Origin of the sequence: Emticicia aquatica (genome assembly GCF_923079645.1) — a bacterium.
GTDB lineage: Bacteria > Bacteroidota > Bacteroidia > Cytophagales > Spirosomataceae > Emticicia > Emticicia aquatica.
The window spans coordinates 941,914-961,044 of the sequence record NZ_CAKLPY010000002.1 but is presented as its reverse complement, the minus strand read 5'-3'; the positions used below and the strand labels follow the sequence as shown (position 1 = coordinate 961,044).

19 protein-coding genes are annotated in these 19,131 nt (G+C 35.9%); 6 read left to right on the top strand and 13 right to left on the bottom strand.

The window, feature by feature from the left end:
* Positions 1 to 3: 3 nt before the first annotated feature.
* The 3 genes from MJQ71_RS13725 to MJQ71_RS13715 all read right to left on the bottom strand — a co-directional run bounded on the left by MJQ71_RS13725 (position 4) and on the right by MJQ71_RS13715 (position 2,209).
* Positions 4 to 426, bottom strand: a complete 423-nt coding sequence (locus MJQ71_RS13725; protein WP_238807197.1) for a molybdenum cofactor biosynthesis protein MoaE — start codon at positions 424 to 426, stop codon at positions 4 to 6.
* 12 nt (positions 427 to 438) lie between these two features.
* A complete protein-coding gene (locus MJQ71_RS13720) occupies positions 439 to 1,236 on the bottom strand; it encodes a hypothetical protein (RefSeq protein WP_238807196.1) in 798 nt (265 codons plus the stop codon).
* 109 nt (positions 1,237 to 1,345) lie between these two features.
* Positions 1,346 to 2,209 (bottom strand): DUF58 domain-containing protein, encoded by an 864-nt coding sequence (locus MJQ71_RS13715; RefSeq protein WP_238807195.1) that lies wholly within the window; start codon positions 2,207 to 2,209, stop codon positions 1,346 to 1,348.
* A 191-nt stretch (positions 2,210 to 2,400) separates the two neighbouring features.
* Here MJQ71_RS13715 and MJQ71_RS13710 point away from each other — a divergent pair, with 191 nt between their 5' ends.
* Both MJQ71_RS13710 and MJQ71_RS13705 read left to right on the top strand, forming a co-directional pair.
* A complete protein-coding gene (locus MJQ71_RS13710; RefSeq protein ID WP_238807194.1) occupies positions 2,401 to 2,757 on the top strand; it encodes a DUF4296 domain-containing protein in 357 nt (118 codons plus the stop codon).
* Between the two features lie 52 nt (positions 2,758 to 2,809).
* A complete protein-coding gene (locus tag MJQ71_RS13705; RefSeq protein WP_238807193.1) occupies positions 2,810 to 3,541 on the top strand; it encodes a polyprenol monophosphomannose synthase in 732 nt (243 codons plus the stop codon).
* A gap of 69 nt (positions 3,542 to 3,610) precedes the next feature.
* Here MJQ71_RS13705 and MJQ71_RS13700 read toward each other — a convergent pair whose 3' ends face one another.
* Positions 3,611 to 5,728 carry a carboxy terminal-processing peptidase gene (locus MJQ71_RS13700; protein WP_238807192.1) on the bottom strand — a complete coding sequence of 706 codons (2,118 nt, stop codon included), beginning with the start codon at positions 5,726 to 5,728 and terminating at the stop codon, positions 3,611 to 3,613.
* Positions 5,729 to 5,998: 270 nt separating this feature from the next.
* Positions 5,999 to 7,282 carry a UDP-N-acetylmuramoyl-tripeptide--D-alanyl-D-alanine ligase gene (locus MJQ71_RS13695; protein ID WP_238807191.1) on the bottom strand — a complete coding sequence of 428 codons (1,284 nt, stop codon included), beginning with the start codon at positions 7,280 to 7,282 and terminating at the stop codon, positions 5,999 to 6,001.
* Between the two features lie 120 nt (positions 7,283 to 7,402).
* Here MJQ71_RS13695 and MJQ71_RS13690 point away from each other — a divergent pair, with 120 nt between their 5' ends.
* The gene (locus tag MJQ71_RS13690; protein ID WP_238807190.1) at positions 7,403 to 7,744 is read left to right on the top strand and encodes a DUF3471 domain-containing protein; all 342 of its coding nucleotides are present in this window, start codon (positions 7,403 to 7,405) and stop codon (positions 7,742 to 7,744) included.
* A 65-nt stretch (positions 7,745 to 7,809) separates the two neighbouring features.
* On the opposite strand, the gene MJQ71_RS13685 is transcribed toward MJQ71_RS13690, so the two are convergent.
* Positions 7,810 to 9,282 carry an ATP-binding cassette domain-containing protein gene (locus MJQ71_RS13685; protein ID WP_238807189.1) on the bottom strand — a complete coding sequence of 491 codons (1,473 nt, stop codon included), beginning with the start codon at positions 9,280 to 9,282 and terminating at the stop codon, positions 7,810 to 7,812.
* 314 nt (positions 9,283 to 9,596) lie between these two features.
* Between MJQ71_RS13685 and moaD the strand changes: the two genes are divergently transcribed.
* Both moaD and MJQ71_RS13675 read left to right on the top strand, forming a co-directional pair.
* Entirely contained in the window at positions 9,597 to 9,839 is a 243-nt protein-coding gene (gene moaD, locus MJQ71_RS13680; RefSeq protein ID WP_238807188.1) for a molybdopterin converting factor subunit 1, read from the top strand.
* Positions 9,840 to 9,893: 54 nt separating this feature from the next.
* A complete protein-coding gene (locus tag MJQ71_RS13675; RefSeq protein ID WP_238807187.1) occupies positions 9,894 to 10,526 on the top strand; it encodes an acetyltransferase in 633 nt (210 codons plus the stop codon).
* A 67-nt stretch (positions 10,527 to 10,593) separates the two neighbouring features.
* Here the strand turns inward: MJQ71_RS13675 and MJQ71_RS13670 are convergent, their stop codons facing one another.
* From MJQ71_RS13670 to MJQ71_RS13640, 7 genes are all read right to left on the bottom strand, one after another.
* Positions 10,594 to 11,208 (bottom strand): DUF1684 domain-containing protein, encoded by a 615-nt coding sequence (locus MJQ71_RS13670; protein WP_238807186.1) that lies wholly within the window; start codon positions 11,206 to 11,208, stop codon positions 10,594 to 10,596.
* Positions 11,205 to 12,398 (bottom strand): MFS transporter, encoded by a 1,194-nt coding sequence (locus tag MJQ71_RS13665; RefSeq protein WP_238807185.1) that lies wholly within the window; start codon positions 12,396 to 12,398, stop codon positions 11,205 to 11,207. Before MJQ71_RS13665 ends, MJQ71_RS13670 begins: the two co-directional genes overlap by 4 nt.
* A gap of 143 nt (positions 12,399 to 12,541) precedes the next feature.
* Positions 12,542 to 13,309 (bottom strand): ThuA domain-containing protein, encoded by a 768-nt coding sequence (locus MJQ71_RS13660; protein WP_238807184.1) that lies wholly within the window; start codon positions 13,307 to 13,309, stop codon positions 12,542 to 12,544.
* Positions 13,310 to 13,505: 196 nt separating this feature from the next.
* Positions 13,506 to 14,684, bottom strand: a complete 1,179-nt coding sequence (locus MJQ71_RS13655; RefSeq protein WP_238807183.1) for an acetyl-CoA C-acyltransferase — start codon at positions 14,682 to 14,684, stop codon at positions 13,506 to 13,508.
* A 27-nt stretch (positions 14,685 to 14,711) separates the two neighbouring features.
* The gene (locus tag MJQ71_RS13650) at positions 14,712 to 17,120 is read right to left on the bottom strand and encodes a 3-hydroxyacyl-CoA dehydrogenase/enoyl-CoA hydratase family protein (protein ID WP_238807182.1); all 2,409 of its coding nucleotides are present in this window, start codon (positions 17,118 to 17,120) and stop codon (positions 14,712 to 14,714) included.
* An 82-nt stretch (positions 17,121 to 17,202) separates the two neighbouring features.
* Positions 17,203 to 17,520 (bottom strand): glyoxalase, encoded by a 318-nt coding sequence (locus MJQ71_RS13645; RefSeq protein WP_238807181.1) that lies wholly within the window; start codon positions 17,518 to 17,520, stop codon positions 17,203 to 17,205.
* A 3-nt stretch (positions 17,521 to 17,523) separates the two neighbouring features.
* Complete coding sequence (locus MJQ71_RS13640; RefSeq protein ID WP_238807180.1) at positions 17,524 to 18,015, bottom strand: DUF4442 domain-containing protein; 492 nt, start codon at positions 18,013 to 18,015, stop codon at positions 17,524 to 17,526.
* Positions 18,016 to 18,274: 259 nt separating this feature from the next.
* Here MJQ71_RS13640 and MJQ71_RS13635 point away from each other — a divergent pair, with 259 nt between their 5' ends.
* Entirely contained in the window at positions 18,275 to 19,126 is an 852-nt protein-coding gene (locus MJQ71_RS13635) for a cupin-like domain-containing protein (RefSeq protein ID WP_238807179.1), read from the top strand.
* The last annotated feature ends 5 nt before the right edge of the window (positions 19,127 to 19,131 follow it).

The following is a 19,131-nucleotide window of genomic DNA, read 5'->3' as shown; positions in this document are numbered from 1 at the left end:
AAATCAAGGCGTTGCCGAAACCCAAACTTCACCATCTTCAAAAATCTCTTTTTTCCAAATCGGAACAGTTTCTTTTAAAGTATCAATCGCAAATTCACAAGCATCGAAAGCCGCTCCTCGATGAGCCGCCGATACCGCAATGATAACAGGCACTTCTCCAATAGTTAATTGTCCAATTCGATGATAAATAGCAATTTTTTTTAAAGAAAAAGCCTCAATTGCTCGCTCAGCAATTTTTCTCATTTCAGAAACCGCCATTGGTTCGTAGGCTTCAAAATCAAGTCTAACAACTTTTTTGCCTTTGGTTTGATTGCGAACAGTACCTACAAAAGTTACGATTCCGCCCGAATCGTCTGTTTTTACAAAATCAAGACAAGCTTGTTCGTTGAGCGTCTTATCCGATAAAATGATGTCAATATTTTGCATTTTTATTTTTTTCTACAAATTTGAGGCTAATTCCGCTCTTCTTTTTTTGTATAATTCTGTGGCATTGTCAAGCAAAATATTCATTGCAAGTGGCATTTGTGTAGAAAGAATTCCGCCATAAATAGCACTATCAACTTCTCGCAAAGCCTCTTCTAACCGTTCATTGGGTAGCCTTGAAACGATTTCTTTAGTAGTATAAGAAGTATATGGGCGTTTTTCGAGCCATTCTAAATGTTTTTTCCATAGAACTAACGCTTTTCCGATTGTTTCATCGTTGAGCGTTGCACGGGCTATTTTTTTATAGTTTGCTTGAAAGTCCTTGTGTTTTCTACTGAACAGAAATAACTGATATTGCTTCCGAATTAATCGTCCGAACAAAGCGTAAATAACGAGTACGATACCTAAAATTCCTAATAGATATGTGATGATCTGCGGATAATTTACTTGTTGGCGGAGAGGAAGCAGCTTTGTGTCGGATTGCAATGTGAGCGAATCAACGGGAGATCTAATCAACTCTCGTAAAAATATAGAATCGGTCGATGAGTAAATGGCCGTACAATCTCGTTTGGAAAGTAAATAAATTGGTAAACTCAACTTCTGATTTTTTTCAATATTGAAAGTCACCAATGTATAAATTACACTATCGAGGCTACTATTATTGCGGGTGATTGTTGGAAAAATATTTCTACGAATAATTTCAAAAGGATAAAAATTGTAAGTTGTATCAGGAAAAAAAATCTCAGCCGAAGGATTATGATGATAGCTCAACACAAAATCAATTGGCCGCCCAAGTTCAATGCTATCAGTCACAAAACGGCCGATAGGTTTTTGGGCGGAACAGACATTAATTATCAGACAAAAACCAATAATTAAACAAAGAAATGGTTTTAAATTAGGCACTTTTGCTATTAAAAATAATTTATTTTCTGATTCTGAATAACTGCACGAGTTTCGGAACATAATCTTCTCTCGAATCAATGGCTATATAATTGGCATTGTGTTGTTTACATAATGTTTCCAACCGTTTTTGATTATCCTCAAAGACTTCTTTCATTTCTTTTTTAAATGAAGATGAAGAAGTGTTTAGCCAAACAGTACGTTTGCTTTCTTTATCCAAAACTGGAATAATACCGAGGCTCGGAAGTTTTACTTCTCTTTGGTCATAAATATGTACAACTACCAAATCATGTTTTCGTGCCAAAGCTTTAAGATTATGTTCATAATTGTCATCCAAAAAATCTGAAATAAGAATAACAACGCTTTTACGTTTGAGCATATTTAAAGCAAACCCGATTGCGGTTGGAATATCAGTTTTGAGAGAAACAGGCTTCATTTTGAACAAACTCAAAATCAACTCGTAACCGTGTTTCATGCCATTTGCAGGCTTAAAATAGAGTTCTTTTTGGTCAGAAAAACAATAAACGCCAACGTGACCAGCCTCTTTTATAGCTGAAAGTGCCAAAACCCCGCAAATTTCTTTGGCCGTATCAAGTTTCAAACGACCGCTATTTCCTACTTCCTGCGAGCCACTCACATCAAGCATGAAAAACACCGTTTGTTCCTTTTCTTCTTTAAAAATCTTTACATAGGCTACATTGCCTTTTGCTGTTGTAATCCAGTCAATCGTGCGAACATCATCACCATATTGATAGGTACGCAAATCACTAAATTCCAAACCAGAGCCTTTAAAAACCGAGCGAAAATTGCCTTGCATTTGACCATTTACCGCTTTTCGGATTTTAATCTCGTACTTATTGAGTTTTGATATAATGTCTTCTACCACTGTTTTTTAGCAATTAGGCTAATGACTATTAGCTATTTTAAAACGTAATAATTCGTAAAACTCAAGCATTTGAAGGTTGATAGTTAACCGCTAAAAGCTAGCACTAAAACGATTAACAAACTTTAACGCACGAAATTTGTTATATTTTTACTTAATTTGTCAGTTATTTCAGAAACGAAGATAAAGTGAAAATGCTGACAAAAAAAATATTCTTACTTTTAGGCATCATTTTGCTATCATTGGCTTGTAGCAAATACCCTAGTCCTCCGAAAGATGCGATTGATAAAGCAACGATGTCAAAAATACTCGCAGATATTCACTTGGTTGAAGCAAATGTTAGTCGTTTGTCATTGCGAGATTATGATTCAACCAAAATGGTGTACAAAGAATTAGAACGTCAAATTTTGGTGAAATATAAAACTGATACTACGCGTTATAGAGCAAGTTATAATTATTATGTGACAAATCCTGAATTAATGACTGCTATTTATGATGATGTTATAAAAAATTTGGAAGAAATTAAAAAAAAGAAAAAGGTGGAATATTAATTGCTATTCAACTATAAACTTGTTTTTTGTGTAAATCCCAAACCCAAATAAATTGAAAGAGAATCTCGTAATAATACCGACTTACAACGAAATTGAAAATATTGAAGCCATTATCAGAAAGGTTATGAGCCTTAGTGAAGCATTCGATATTTTAGTAATTGATGATGGTTCGCCTGATGGAACTGGACTAAAAATCAAGGAATTGCAGACCGAATTTGCTGAAAAACTTCACATTGTAGAACGCAGCGGTAAGTTGGGTTTAGGAACTGCTTATATTCATGGTTTTAAATGGGCATTGGAGCGTGGTTATGCCTTTATTTACGAAATGGATGCTGATTTTTCGCATAATCCAGAAGATTTGGTGCGTCTTTTTAAAGCCTGTAAAGAGGGTGGTTTTGATGTTGCCATTGGTTCTCGATATATCAAAGGGGTAAATGTTGTCAATTGGCCAATTGGACGAGTTTTGATGTCGTACTTTGCGGGAGTTTATGTGAGATTTATCACCCGAATGGAAATAATGGACCCAACAGGCGGCTTCATTTGCTATCGAAGAGAAGTGCTGCAAACGATTCCACTTGATAAGATTACTTTTATAGGTTATGCCTTTCAGATAGAAATGAAATTTAATGCCTATTTGTATAAATTTAGTATTACAGAAGTGCCAATTATTTTTACTGATCGTACGAAAGGCGTTTCAAAAATGTCCACCAAAATTTTCCGAGAAGCTGTTTTTGGCGTTATTATGATGAAAGTTTGGAGTTGGTTTAAGAGTTTTAAAAGATAAAAAGAGTAAAGCAAAAAAAAGTCTCCCAAATATTTTGAGAGACTTTTTTGTTAATCTATTCGACAAAAATCAATTTTTAACAGCCATACCTTTTTGCTGAATTACATCATTAATTATGTTAAGCGTTTCGCCTAAATAAATATCTTTCTTTAAATATTTTACCCAAAAATCGTTTCTATCTTTTTTCAAAGAATCAGAATTGATAACTTCCAAATCGCTTGGTAAATTAGCTACTGATAATTCATCTTTTAGCTGGGTTAAACCACGAACTTTAGTCGAAATATCTCTTACTTCTTTTTGTTGGGTTTTATATTTGTTCAATTCTAATGAACGAGCCGTTTTACGGTTATCTGCTAAAATATTTGTATTGTCTTGAATCTGTTTGAATACATTAGTGGTGGTCAATCGTTCATTGCTTTTTTGTTGTAAAGCAGTCAAATCAGGTGCATTTGACCATGTTTGGTAAACAGCTTTAGGCATTTCATCCCAAACAAGGGCGTTTGGACTATCTTGTTCTTTTACTTTGTAAGCTTCATAAAGGCCATTTAAAACAATGTCAGATTCTACTCCTTTAAGCTGTGTTGCACCACCATTTATACGGTAATACTTTTGTAAAGTTAAATGAACAGAACCTAAATCGCCTGCACCACTGCCTGTGCCATTTCCACCAAGAGGAATGGCTCGTTGAACTGTTCCTTTACCAAAGGTTGATGTAGAGCCAACTACAATGCCGCGTTTATAATCTTGAATTGCTGAAGCAAAAATCTCTGACGCCGAAGCACTACGTTCGTTTACCATCACAACCAAAGGACCGTCGTAAAGTACAGAAGGGTCATTATCACCCATTTGAGAAGAGCGACCAACTCGGTCACGAATTTGTACAACTGGACCAGTTTTGATAAATAAGCCAACCATGTTTACCACTTCTTGCAAGCTTCCACCGCCATTGTCTCTAATATCCAAAATAATTCCTTCCACACCTTCTGCTTTTAAACGAGTCACTTCTTTTGCTACATCTTGTGAGCATCGAGCAGCCTGTGGTCGTTGAAAATCGGCATAAAAAGCAGGTAAGTCAATCAATCCAATTTTATGTTTACCGCTATTAATGATTACGCTACGAGCAAAAGTTTCGTCTAATTTTAATTCTGCTCTAATCAGTGAAACTGTTTTTAAAGTGCCGTCTGGTTTTTGAACCGTAATTTTCACTTCAGTTCCTTCCGCTCCTCTGATGAGCTTTACCGCATCATCGGTTGTATAACCCGTAATGTCTTCTGCATCGCCAGTTGCTTGGCCAACTTTTACAATAAAATCATTGGCTTGGATTTCGCCCGATTTCCATGCAGGCCCGCCCGTTGTTACACTTTTGATTTTAATTTTATCATCTTCTTGTTGTAACAATGCACCAATTCCGAAAAAACGACCGCTCAAACGCTCATCAAACGAACGCTTTTCAATAGGCGGAAAAAAGTCTGTGTGAGGATCCATTTCGTTAGTGATTGTATTGGCTAATAATGCAAAACGCTGATTTTCGTCAAATTTATTACGCAAACGGTCAAAATATTTGTCCATTGCCTTTTTTACTTTTGCACGGGCTTCCTTTTCTAATTCTTGGTCAGATTTTGCCACAAAGTCTTTTTTGTCTTTGTTTTTTTCTTGTTGTTCTTGGGAGTCAATGAATCGGTCTAGGGTTTGCCATTTCAGATATTTTCTCCAACGTTCTTTTCTTTCTGAATCATTTGAAGGAAAATCAATTTTATCGGCATCAAGTTCTAAAACGTCATCTTTAGTAAATTCAAAAGGTTTTTCGATAAATTGCTTGTAGATTTCTTCCGCTTCCAAAATTCGGTTTTTGTAGATTTCGTCTGAAGCCGTAAAAAAAGTCAAAGATGAACCATGAATTTCGTCATCAATTGATGTTTCGTATTTTCGCAATTTGGAAATATCTTTTTCTAACAAAATACGTTTACTTGGGTCAAGGCGTTTGAGATATTCTACAAAAATTTCTTTTGAAAAATTATCATCAATTTTTTTTGGACTATAATGTCCTTGTTCGAGCATTGCTCCAATCGAACGAAGAATCGTTTCATTTTTACTCGGTGGGTCTTCGTTTAAAGGAGTTGCCGAAATAAAAATCACCGACAAACTAATACTCAAAAATGCCGAAGATAACAAATGTGGCTTTTTCATATTTTAAAATAAGGTGTTAATTTAATGGAATATTGGCTAATTTTTAACCATCATTTGCTTGGTTTTAGCTAAAATTTTCAATTTAATAGTACTAATTTAGCAAAAATCAATCCAGTCTATAACGATTGTAGGATAAATAAATTTCCGAAAGCAGATAAAATATGATAAGCGGAAAAATTTTGGGATAAAATTGAGTATTTAATCAGAGGAAGCAAGAATAACATACGGCAATTCTGTGAAAAACCGTATGTTATTGAGCTATTTTTGAATTTATAAAAACGGCAAAACTGTTTCTAAACTTACGCCTCTCGACCCTTTAATAAGAATATAAGAATCTTGTAATTGTTTATCAATGAGCCAGTTATGTAAAGAAAACTTGTCGGAAAAATAAAACGCATTTGGAAGTGATACAAGTGCTGACGACATCAGTTGACCAAAAAGAACGACCAAATCAAAATTTCCTTTCGCTATCAATTCACCAATGATGCGGTGTTCTTCAGGGGCTTCATCGCCCAATTCAAACATATCGCCCAAAATAACAACTTTTTTCTTGTCGGTTTTTAAGTTGATAAAGTTTTGAATCGAAGCCGACATCGACGACGGATTGGCATTATAAGCATCAAGCAAAATGCTGTTTGTGCCTTTTTCAACAATTTGAGAGCGATTATTGTCTGGATTATACTCCGAAACGGCCTCATTTGCTAGTTCGACAGGTACGCCAAAATGCTGTCCAATTGCCAAAGCTGCGGCAATATTTTCAAAATTATACGAGCCAGGAAGGTGAGTAGTGTATTCTTTTGAATTGGCAGTAAAAACGACTACGGGAGAATCTTGCAACATTCTCGGTTCTTTGTCAGCCGCTAAATAATCGAATTGAAATTTGAATTTGCGTTGAGCGGCCATTTCCACCAAAGCTAAACTTTTAGCATTAACGAAAACCGTTCCACCTGATTTTTCCAAGAAATCATATAACTCGCCTTTCCCTTTTTTTACTCCCTCAACACCGCCAAAACCTTCTAAATGAGCTTTGCCAACATTGGTGATAAAACCATGAGTTGGCTCACAAATAGTACATAAATCTCGAATTTCTCCTTGATGATTTGCTCCCATTTCAATGACCGCTATTTCATAGCTTTCGTCGATTCCGAGCAAAGTAAGAGGCACGCCAATATGATTATTGAGATTTCCTTTTGTATAATAAGTCTTAAATTTTTTTGATAAAACGGCCGCAACTAACTCTTTAGACGTAGTTTTTCCGTTTGAACCTGTCATCCCAACAAACGGAATATTGAGCTGTTGGCGGTGATAATTGGCGAGTTTTTGAAGCGTATAAAGTACGTCTCCCACCAATATACAGCGGTCGTCCGTGGCGTATTTAGACTCATCTATTACTACATATTTTGCTCCTTTGCTGAGTGCTTCGTGGGCGAACGAATTTGCATTGAATTTGTCACCTTTTAAGGCAAAGAACATAACACCGTTGTCTATTTTTCGAGTGTCTGTTGAAATTCCGTTTGATGCTTTGAATTTTTGGTATAGTTCGGCAATTGACATATTTTCAATGAAATATTTTAGTATTTATTTTGGCAAATTTACGGCTAATAAATTGTTTTGTATTTATCTGTAAATAACTTTTATTTGTTAATACTTTACTATTCAAAATTCCTTAAAAACATGAAAAAACTCATTTTCTCATTTATTATTATGTGCGTTGCAAGTAATTTTTTGTTTGCACAAACTTCTTCAAGCGATTCTTTGCAACAATACGTTGGTACGTATAAAATGAAAGATGGAAGTCCATTTGAGGCTTACAAAATAACCATGAGTGAAGGCTCAATTTTAGGTGAAGCAGATGCTTACGGAGCCAATAAATTGATAAAACAAGCGAGTGTTGATAAGTTTCAATCAACAAGTTCGTATGGAGCAATTATTACTTTTATTCGCAATGCTGAAAAAAAAATAATTGGTCTTAAAATGGATATTCAAGGTACAGTATTGCTTGCTGATAAATTATAGTTTTTCGGAAGAAGAATATCTCTATTTGAATCAATTCTTCTTCCGAAAATTAAAGTATTCAACCATTAAAATATAACTTTTCCTTTGTTAAGTTTTAAACGTTTATCAACGCAGGCAGGAATTTCATCTTCGTAATGAGTTACATAAATGAGTGTTTTGTCTAGTTCTACTACTAATTCATTTACTAAGTCACGGAAATACAGCACGTGTTCATAATCTAAGCCTTGACAAGGTTCGTCGAGCAAAAGTAACGGCGGATTTTTAACCAAAGCTCTTGCCAAAAATACTTGTCGCTGTTCTCCAGTAGAAAGTTGATAAATTTTTCTTTCTGATAAATGGCTGATATTCAGCAATTTAAGATAACTATCGGTCGTTGTTCTTTCATCTTCGCTAAGCTTCTTGAAAAGTCCCGCAGAATCAAACAAACCTGATGCAACGGCTTTCCAAACTTCCGTAGTTCTAGTAAAATATAGATGTAGTTCGGGTGAAACGTAGCCAATTCGGTACTTGACGTCCCAAATACTTTCGCCAGTTCCACGTTTTCGGTCGAATAAGTCATAATCGTTTTGGTATCCTTGTGGGTTATCAGCTGTAATGAGACTCAAAATTGTACTTTTCCCCGAACCATTTGGACCCATTAAAGCCCATTTTTCTCCACGTTTTACTTGCCAATTTACATTATCAACCACATTTATATCTTTGTAAATGACACTAACATTCCGAAAATTGAGAGCAAATTCAAAATCATTTTTTGCAGGAATTTGCTTGATAATAGATAAAATTTCTGGTGCTATTTTCAACGAAGAATTGTGGATAACTTGTTGAAAATCAGTTATTTGCGTAGCTGTTTTTTTTATTTTTCCGTCTTTGAGTAAAATGATATTTGTGATGCAAGAAGGCACTTCTTTTGGTGTCGTTACCATGATTATCTGAATACCAGAAATAGCAATTTTGTTCAAAACCTGGTGCAGAATTTCTCGACTTTCAACATCTAAACCTACAAAAGGATTATCCAATAAAAGTATTTTTGGTTGTTGAAGTAAAGATAGCGTAATCAGTGTTCGACGAGTTTCACCATTGGAAAGTGTAACAATCTTTCTATCAAGTAAATGTGTTATTTTTAGTAAATCCGCCTTTGATAAAAGTTCTTCTTCTGTGAAAGGTAAAGGTGGTAAATCAACTGATTTTTCGTCGAAAGTTCCAATTGGTTTGATTTGATTTTGCAGAATTTCACGTACCGTTGGAGCAATTTCGGCATCCATCGAATTGAAACGCTGTTGGTAATATTGTGTGGCTGCTTGCACAATTCGGTTAAAACTATAATCTTTCGCAACAAATGCAATTTCAGCATAATTAGGTTTCGTGATTTTACCTTTTACAGGAAATATTTTACTCGCAATTGCTTCTAAAAATGTACTTTTCCCCGAACCATTCCCTCCAATTATTGCCCAATTTTCACTTTTTTGAGCATGCCAATTGATACCAGATAAAACTGTGCGGTCGCCTTTTTGAATACTTACTTCGTCGAATGTTATCATTAAATTTTAGGAATTTGCTACAAAATTGACCATTTTTTATAAATTATTAAGTAATTTTATGAGCTATTTTCTAAAAATTATTCTGAGAATAAATATACTAAAGTCGAACAAGTTTATAGAAGATAAAGAACTTTCAACTCAATTCTGAAGAGTTTTTTTTGCTATTTTTTACTTTCCTCTCTAACCTTTTTGCTCATATTTTGCCAACAGGAAATTTAATATTCCAACTTTGTGTTATACTTTGGTGAGTGATTTGGTCATTACTTATTTATAGTTGATTTTTATATAAAATCTATTGTTTCTTTAACTAATTTATGAATATTCGCATTCTATGTTTCGGCATTACTCGTGATATTATCGGACAATTTGAATACGCAACAACACTCGAAAATAGTGCGACTGTTGCTGATTTAAAAGAACATCTGTCGGTAAATTTTCCTACTTTTGCAACCTTAAAATCGCTCCGAGTAGCCATCAATTCTGATTATGCTGAAGATTCGGCTATCTTAAAAGAAAACGATGAAATTGTGCTAATTCCTCCTGTTAGTGGTGGTTGAGGAGTTAGTTTTACAGTAAAAATATTTATCATAATAAAATAGTATTTTAGTAAAATGGAAAACCCAATTTTGATTTTTGGTGCCGGGAATCTCGGAAAAATAGCCTTAGATATTTTCAATCGGAATAATGTTGTCGTTTATGGCTTTTTAGATGATAACAAAGAATTACATAACCAAGAAATTGGCGATATTATTGTTTTGGGTGATACCGATGATGATGGTTTTTTGAAACTTATTGGTCAGAAAACAGAAGCTTTTGTTGCTCTTGAAAACAATAAAGAACGCAAAAAACTAATTGAAATGCTCAATAATCGCCGAAAAGTGATGCCCGTCAATGCAGTGCATAATACAGCGGTGGTTTCGGCTGAAGCGTTTATCGGACACGGAAATCTTGTGGCAGCTCGTGCGGTTGTCAATCCTTATGCAACCGTTGGTAACCATTGTATTCTTCATGCTTCGGCGGTAGTTGATATCAATGCAGTTGTTGGTGATTATGTTCAAATCGGAGCGGGAGCAATCATAAACAGCGAAGCAACCGTTGAAGAAGGTGCATTTATTGGCTCAGGAGCAGTAATTATTTCAGGTATAACAATCGGTAAAAATGCTCGAGTTGGAGCGGGTTCGGTAGTTATTGAAAATGTTGCCGAAGGCACAACAGTATTTGGGAATCCTGCGAAAAAAATATAAATATTTCTTTGGTATTTATACAAAAGGTGGCTGCTTGAAGTCGCCTTTTGTAGTTTTAAAACAACCATTAATGTGATTTTGTGAAATTTTTCTCGCCTGCTTCAATTGCTACTTTTAAATGGTTTCCTTTCGGTGGAATCGGACAGCTATAACCATCGCTATAAGCACAATATGGATTATACGCTTTGTTAAAATCTAAAAAAACTGTGTCGCCTTCCATTTGGTTCATCCTTAAATCAAGGTAACGTCCACCGCCGTAACTTTCTTTTCCATTGGTCAAATCTTTGAATGGAATGAATAAATAATCACGGTATTGGGGCATCGCCTTTAGACCAATCGACTGATAAACAGTGAGTTTGTGCTTTTGTCCGTCAATTTTAAACCTTAATTCGCCAAATTTTACATACGTTTTAGTTTTTCCTGCAGAGGTTGGTATTTCAATTGGTTTATTTTGGGCAGCTTTCCGTGTTTTGGTTGCAAAAAATTCACATGCAACATTAAATTTTTCATTAGGTTCATAAAATTGTAAATACCCAAAATCCTCTTGTTTCAAAGGCGAATTAGCCGATTTCAGAAATTCAGCTTTATATGCTTCTCGATGTTTTTCAATCGTTGTCTTAAAATCTTGGGCAAAAATTACTAAAGGAAAAAGCGTAATTAAACCTAAAATAACATTTTTCATTGAGTAATTGGTTTAATAGTTTTAGCAATAAAAATACTGAAAAATATCATTATTATAGCAAAATAACCTACAAAAGGGTAGTTTTCAATATATCCAGAAGGTGTTTTATGAATAATGAATCCACCAACATTGGTGGCAATTGCTTGTGCAAAAAGTTGTACGGAAGAATTTATTGCCATAAAACTTCCTCTTTGTTGTGGAGTAACAACACTCGAAATAATAGCTTGCGTCGGAATCAGACGACCATTTGAAAAGACAAAGAAAATACCAGAAATTACCAAAACTCCCCACAAAACTCCTGAAAACATATTCGTTATCAAGAAAATAGGAATCATTGAAAGTACTGCAAAAGTTACAAAAACAGGATATTTTCCTTTACGGTCAGCCAGTTTTCCAACCATTGGAGCAGTAAATATTGTCAATAAACCGCCAACAAAATAAATCAGGAAAATATTATCCTGACTATAACCAACGTTTGCTACCAAAGTTGGTGAGATGTACGGAATAATACTAAAATGACCAAGCATAATGATGGTCGAAAGAAACAACGCTCGCAATTGATTGGGGTTTTTGGTTATATCCGTAATTACAGTGAATGGACTTTGTTTAGGCTGACGATTTTTAAGGTGTTTGTCTAAGGTCGGAACGAATTTGTAAATCAAAAAAATAACGATGATTCCTAATCCTCCAAGTACTAAAAATGGTGAATGCCAACCAAATTTGGCAGCTAAAAATAATCCTGATGGAATTCCTACTACGGCCGCCAATGAAAAAGCGGTTGTAATAAAACCCATTGCGGTTGCTCGTCTTTCGTATTCGAACGTATCTGCTACGATTGACATTACTTGGGCTCCAATCAGACCGCCAAATGTACCAGCAATTGTTCGTGTTAAAATTAAGATTTCATAAGTAGGAGCGAAGGCACAAGCAATCGTACCAGCAACAAAGCCAGTGTATGCAAAAAATACAACTTTTTTACGGTCGTAATTATCCACGAAAAAGGCAGCTAAGAAACCAGAAATACCAGCACTTAATCCATAAGCAGATACCACAAAACCAAATTGTCGAGGAGAAATATTAAAAATATGCATTAATTGAGGCCCTAAAGGCATCATTATCATAAAGTCAATGATGTGTGTAAAATTGATGCAAGCAAGGATAAAAAGGAGCAGTTTTTCTTTCTGATTCATTCGAAAAAAATGGAATTGTACTATTTTTCAACGAAAGAGTAAGAAAAATAATTCCGTGAAACTAAATGTTGCCATTACTTATGGTAAATAAAAAGGTCTCTTTTCAATTTGAAAAGAGACCTTTTATTAAGAAAAAATAATTTTTACAAACCTTTACCAGTTGCAGCCCAATAAATGCCACCGTAAAGGTGGTCAAGGAAAGTTTGGTCGCTATAAACCAACGGAATATGTCCTAAAGCTGTATAAAAAGCACGGCCACCGTCATAATTATGGTACCAAGAAATCGGATGAAAACCCATGCCTTTACCTTCGTTATCGCCCCATTTTGTGTTAGGATTATAAGATTTTTCATCAATCGAAACTAAAACTTTCAAATCATTTGCTGGAGAAGGAGTTTTAAATTCGTACCATTCGTCTGTCCAAAGTAATTTTTTCGGGAATCGTTCCATACCTGGAAAATTGCTATCTTCAACTTTCAAATAAGCCGTTTGTTGCTGTGGATGAATTTTGAAATAGTTTCCAACCAATTTTCCGTACCACGGCCAATCATACTCTGTGTCGGTGGCACTATGAATACCTACGAAGCCTTTTCCAGCCTTAATAAATTTCTCGAAAGCTGCCTGTTGTTCATCGTTCAGGATATTGCCAGTTGTGTTTAAGAAAATAACAGCTTGGTATCTTTCTAAGGCTTTATCATTAAAAACCGAAGCATTTTCTTGCCAATCAACACTAAATGTATGTCTTTCTGCCAATTTTTTAATGGCAGTTACACCTTCGTTGATAGATTCATGATGAAAACCATCTGTTTTAGAAAAAAGTAATACTCTGAATTGTCCTTGTGCAAAGGATGAAATGGAGAAAGCAAATGTCATCAAAAATAACATCATGTTTCGTGCGAAAACCTGTTTCATAGTTCTGATTATAAAAGATTGAATAAAGAAGAAAAATAGTAGTGTCAAAAAAACACTTATTGTTAAAACAAATGTAGGATTTTGAATTTAAAAAACAAACCACTAAGTCCTAAAGGGGATTTTTCCTCGACGAAATAAAAAATAAGCCTGTCTCAATAAAGACAGGCTTAGAGCTTTAAATATTAGAAATGTTATTTTAACTCAACAATTCATAAATTCCAGCTACACCTTGACCACCGCCAACACAGGCCGTAACCATACCATATTTTTTGTTTTGGCGGCGGAGTTCGTTCAAAACTTGAACTGTCAGACGCCCACCAGTCGAGCCAAGAGCGTGACCGAGAGCAATTGCACCACCATTTGGATTGATTTTGCTTGTATCTAAGCCTAATTCTTTGATAACGGCTAAAGATTGAGCGGCAAAAGCTTCGTTCAATTCAATAATATCAATATCATCTTGTTTCAAACCCGCTTGTTTCAAAGCAATCGGAATGGCTGCAACGGGGCCAATTCCCATAATTCGTGGTTCAACTCCTGCCGAAGCGTAAGCCATCATGCGAGCAATTGGTTTCAAGCCTAACTCGTTTACCATTCTTTCAGACATCACTATTACAAACGCTGCACCATCAGAAGTTTGAGAAGAATTACCCGCTGTTACGCTACCGCCCATTGAGAAAACAGGGCGAAGTTTTGCCAAAGCTTCAACACTTGTATCAGCACGTGGACCTTCGTCTTTCGACACAATATATTCTTTGTTTTTCTTCTTGCCAGAAGCTTCGTCGAAATAGGTCTCTTTTACCGTAATTGGTACAATTTCGGCATCGAATTTGCCCGCCGCTTGAGCAGCCAATGCTTTTTGGTGCGAATTATACGAGAAAATATCTTGCTCTTCACGACCAATATTGAATTGTTGAGCCACTTGTTCAGCCGTAAGTCCCATTCCGATATAATAATCTGGGTGGTGAGAAGCCAATCCATAATTCAATGCCATTTTCCAACCAGTTGTTGGTACCATCGACATTGACTCTGTTCCGCCTGCTACGATACAATCGGCCATTCCTGCACTAATTTTTGCAGCAGCCATTGCGATTGTTTCGACGCCTGAGCCACAATATCTGTTTACAGTTACGCCTGCAACACTTTTGCCTAACGACAAAAGCGAAATATAACGAGCCATTTGCATTCCTTGTTCGGCTTCTGGAACGGCATTTCCTACAATTAAATCATCAACTCGAGCAGGGTCGAGGTTTGGCACTTGTGCCATGAGGTGCTTGATTACATCAGCCGCCAAATCGTCGGGGCGAGTAAAGCGGAAAACTCCTTTGGGTGCTTTGCCGACTGCACTGCGGTAGCCAGCTACTATATATGCGTTCATGTTTGTTTTTTCTTTTTTGATAAAATCTTAATTTCTCGGTGGTTTACCGCCACTTAAAAGTCCCTGCATACGCTCCATTGTTTTCTTTTCACCACAAAGGGATAAGAAAGCCTCACGCTCTAAATCTAAGAGATATTGTTCAGTAACCAATTGCGGATAACTTAAATCTCCACCCGAAATAACATAAGCCAATTTATCTGCAATTTTTGCATCGTGTTCTGTTATATATTTTCCCATCAGCATACCCGTAATTCCTGCTTTAAAAAGAGCAATTCCTGCTTTTCCTTGAACCTTAATATCGGTGCGTTGCTTTGGTTGTGTATAACCTTCTTCTGCCAATTTGATAGCTTCTTCTTTAGCTTCGGCAATCAATCTACTGCGGTTTAAAACAATTCTATCTTTATCTGTTTTCAAATAACCCATATCAAATGCTTCTTGTGCCGAAGTCGACACTTTAGCTTGAGCAATATTCATAAAGGCATTTTGAAGAATATTTAATTCTGGGTCGCCAGTTTTGTAAGCATCTGAGCAACGTAAAGCCATTTCTTTTGTTCCGCCACCTGCTGGAATCAAACCAACACCTAATTCAACTAAACCCATGTAGGTTTCAGCATGAGCAACGACTCTATCAGCGTGAAGATTTAGTTCACAACCGCCACCCAAAGCCAAGCTATGAGCTGCCGTTACGACAGGCACTGACGAATATCTTGCTCGCATCATTAGTTGTTGAAATTGAGCAATCATCATATTGATTTCGTCGTATTCTTGCTCGATGGCAAACATAAATAACAATGCCAAGTTTGCACCCGCGGAAAATGCCTCATTTGAGTCATTTCCAACCACTAAACCTCTAAAATCTTTTTCAGCGATACCATAAGCTTTGTTCAATCCTTCAACCACTTCCGCACCGAAAGTATTCATTTTTGAATGAAATTCTATACCTGCAATGCCATCGCCCAAATCGAAGATTGTTGAACCTGCATTTTTCCAAATCACATTGGTTTGGCGGAGATTATCCAAGATAATGAAAGATTCTGTTCCTGGAATAACTTTATATGATTTGCTCGGAATATCATAATATTTACGTTTTCCTGACTCAACTTTGTAGAAAGTTTCATTGCCCGATTCCAACATTTCATAAACCCAAGCTGCTGGTTTGAGGTTTAGGTCTTCCATTATTTTTATCATCGGACGAACGCCAATTGCATCCCAAGTTTCAAACATACCCATTTGCCAGCCAAAACCTGCACAAATAGCTGCATCAATTCTATATAATTCGTCCGAAATTTCTGGAATACGATTAGTTGCATAACGGAAACCATCGGCAAAAGTCTTGCGGTAAAACTCACCTGCTTTGTCTTTACCAGCCAAAAGAACCGAGAAACGCTTTTTCAAATCGTCGATGCTTTTGGTACTTTCGAGCGTAGCAAATTTTACTTTTTCTGAAGGTTTGTATTCAAAACTCTTTAAATCTAAGGCAAGAATGAGTGTTTTACCTGCTGCATCTTTCGATTTTTTGTAGAAACCTTGTCCAGTTTTATCACCGAGCCATTTGTTTTCCATTAATTTTGCCATTGTTGGAGGCAAAATAAAGGCATCTTTCGATTCGTCGGTTTCTAAAACATTAATCAGGTTATTGCAAACATTGACAGTTGTATCCAAACCAACTACATCCGATAAACGGAATGTGCCCGATTTTGGACGACCAACAACTGTACTTGTCAGCTTATCAACTTCTTCCACAGTCAAGCCCATTTCTTCAGCCACTCTGATGGTTTGTACCATGGCATAAATTCCTAAACGATTGGCAATAAATGCTGGCGAATCTTTACATAAAACTGTTGTTTTTCCGAGATATAAATCACCGTAGTGCATCAAGAAATCAAGCACTGATTTGTCGGTTTTGTCAGTTGGAATAATTTCCAACAAACGTAAATAACGTGGCGGATTGAAAAAGTGCGTTCCACAGAAATACTTTTGGAAATCTTCTGAACGACCTTCTGCCATCAAATGAATCGGAATACCAGAAGTATTTGACGTTACCAAAGTGCCTGCTTTACGGAATTTTTCTACTTTTTCGTAAATCATTTTCTTGATGTCGAGACGCTCCACAACCACTTCAATAATCCAATCATAAGTGGCAATTTTAGGCATATCATCATCGAAATTACCTAATTTTACTCTACTTAATGATTTTTGACTATAAATTGGCGAAGGACTTGCTTTTACAGCTGCTTGGAAAAGTTCGCCAACAATTCTGTTACGAACGGCTGGGTGAGTGGTGTCTAGTCCTTTGGCTTTTTCGGCGTCGTTTGGCTCTTTCGGAACCATGTCGAGGAGTAGCACCTCAACTCCGATATTAGCAAAGTGCAATGCAATACGGCTTCCCATAATGCCCGCACCTAAAACAACTACTTTTTTGATACTACGATTCATGGTTTTGTGTTTGATTTTTCTTTGTAAAGTCAGATTTGACAACTGTGCGATGATTCGTAAAATTGTCAAATCTTGAGATGTTTTAAATCATCTGACTCTGTAATCTTTTTACAAGCATCGTGATTATTCTTCGATTCAGTTCAGTTTCCATTGTTACAAAAACGTGATATTGTTCGGTTGAAAGTTTTCCGATGATAGTTCCAACAAAATAATTGCGTAATTGTGCATCTTTTTTGATGGTGTTTTCGATATAATTGGCTTGGTCTTCGGGCGAATATCTTTCAAACAAAACTTTGTGTTTGGTTAAATAATTTTTGAAAACTGCAATCAATAACTCATTTTGTTCTTTCAAAATTGGCCTTAAAAACTCATTCTGAAAATGCTCTTCCGCTGAAATCATAATTTATTTTTTCTTCAAAATCCACGCCCAAATCATTTCTGCTATAACTACTTCTTCTTCGGTTTCGTCTGTGATTTTTACCGATACATTTACTTCGCCTTTATCAGTTTCTCTAATTTGCTTTATTTGCTGCTCAGTTAGCGTTGCAATGGCTCTTTGTTGTCCTTGACTACGTTTGATGAATTTTACAGAAAGGTTTTTCATCAAAGGTAATTTGTCATCAGGTATATTCATGCCAACTGCCATTCCAGAAGCTGTTTCGGCCAAAAGAGTCGTTGCAGCGGCATGAATTTGCCCAATGTGGTTTTGTACTTTGTTTTTATTTGGAAGTGTTACTGCGACTTCATCACAAGTCATTTTTTCAAAATGTATGCTTGCCGTTCCAACAAATTTCACAAATCGACCGATGGCGTAATCTCGCATGAAACCACGCACAAATGCAGGCAAATTGTCTAACTTGGCTAAAGTTCGATTGAGATTGTTGTTGTACTCCATAGAACAATTTTGTTAGCTTATAATTTTGTGAATTATTATGCAAGCATAATTTTTCGACAAATATACATGAAAGATATTAGTATGCAAGCATACTAATATAAAATTTGTTTTTACAAGATTTAATATAAAAAAAAGTATAAATCATTGGTAAAGATTGTGATATGAAACCAAATTTTAGTATGTGTCGTTTTAGGGGAAAAAGCTACTTGTATTGTCATTGCTTTGAGCATTTTATACACAAAATCTACCAATATAAATCATGAAACTATTACAGATAGAACGACGCAGTAATTTGAGTCGCGAAGAATTCATTGAGAGCTACTTAAAGCCTAAACGCCCAGTGATTTTTACTGACTTGGTGAAAGACTGGCCCGCACTAGACAAATGGACTTTTGATTGGCTGCGAAACAATTATGGCAATTTAGAAGTACCGTTATTCGACAATCACATTCATGACACCAAAAAATATTTTCAAGCAGCCAAAACGATGCCTTTTGGTGAATATTTAACACTAATTGAGCAAGGTCCTACTGATTTACGCATTTTTTTGTTTGATATTTTCAAGAAAGTTCCAGCTTTGGCGGATGATATTCGTTTTCCAACAATCATGGATGGTTTCTTGAAAAGCTATAAATTTATGTTTTTTGGTGGGCAAAATTCAGTTGTAAACCTTCATTATGACATGGATTGTTCCAATGTTTTTTTGACACAATTTCAAACCAGAAAGCAAGCAATACTCTTTTCTCCAGATAAAAGTGCCAATCTTTATCAACACCCATTTACCGTTCAAAGCCACGTAAATCCGCTTAATCCTGATTATGAACGTTATCCAGCAATGAAAAATTTGGTCGGCTATGAGGCAACATTTGGGCATGGAGAAACTCTTTTCATTCCGTCGTTGTGGTGGCATTATATTAAATATGTTGACGGTGGATTTAGTTTGGCTTTGCGAGCGAATGATTCTATCTTTACGACGGCTCGTGGAGGTTGGAATGTAGTAAGGCATACGTTTATAGATAAGGGTATGACCAAACTTGTGGGCGAGCCTTGGAAAGAATGGAAAGAGAAAAAAGCTATCGAAAAAGCTAATGAAATATTAGAAATAGCGTAACGCCA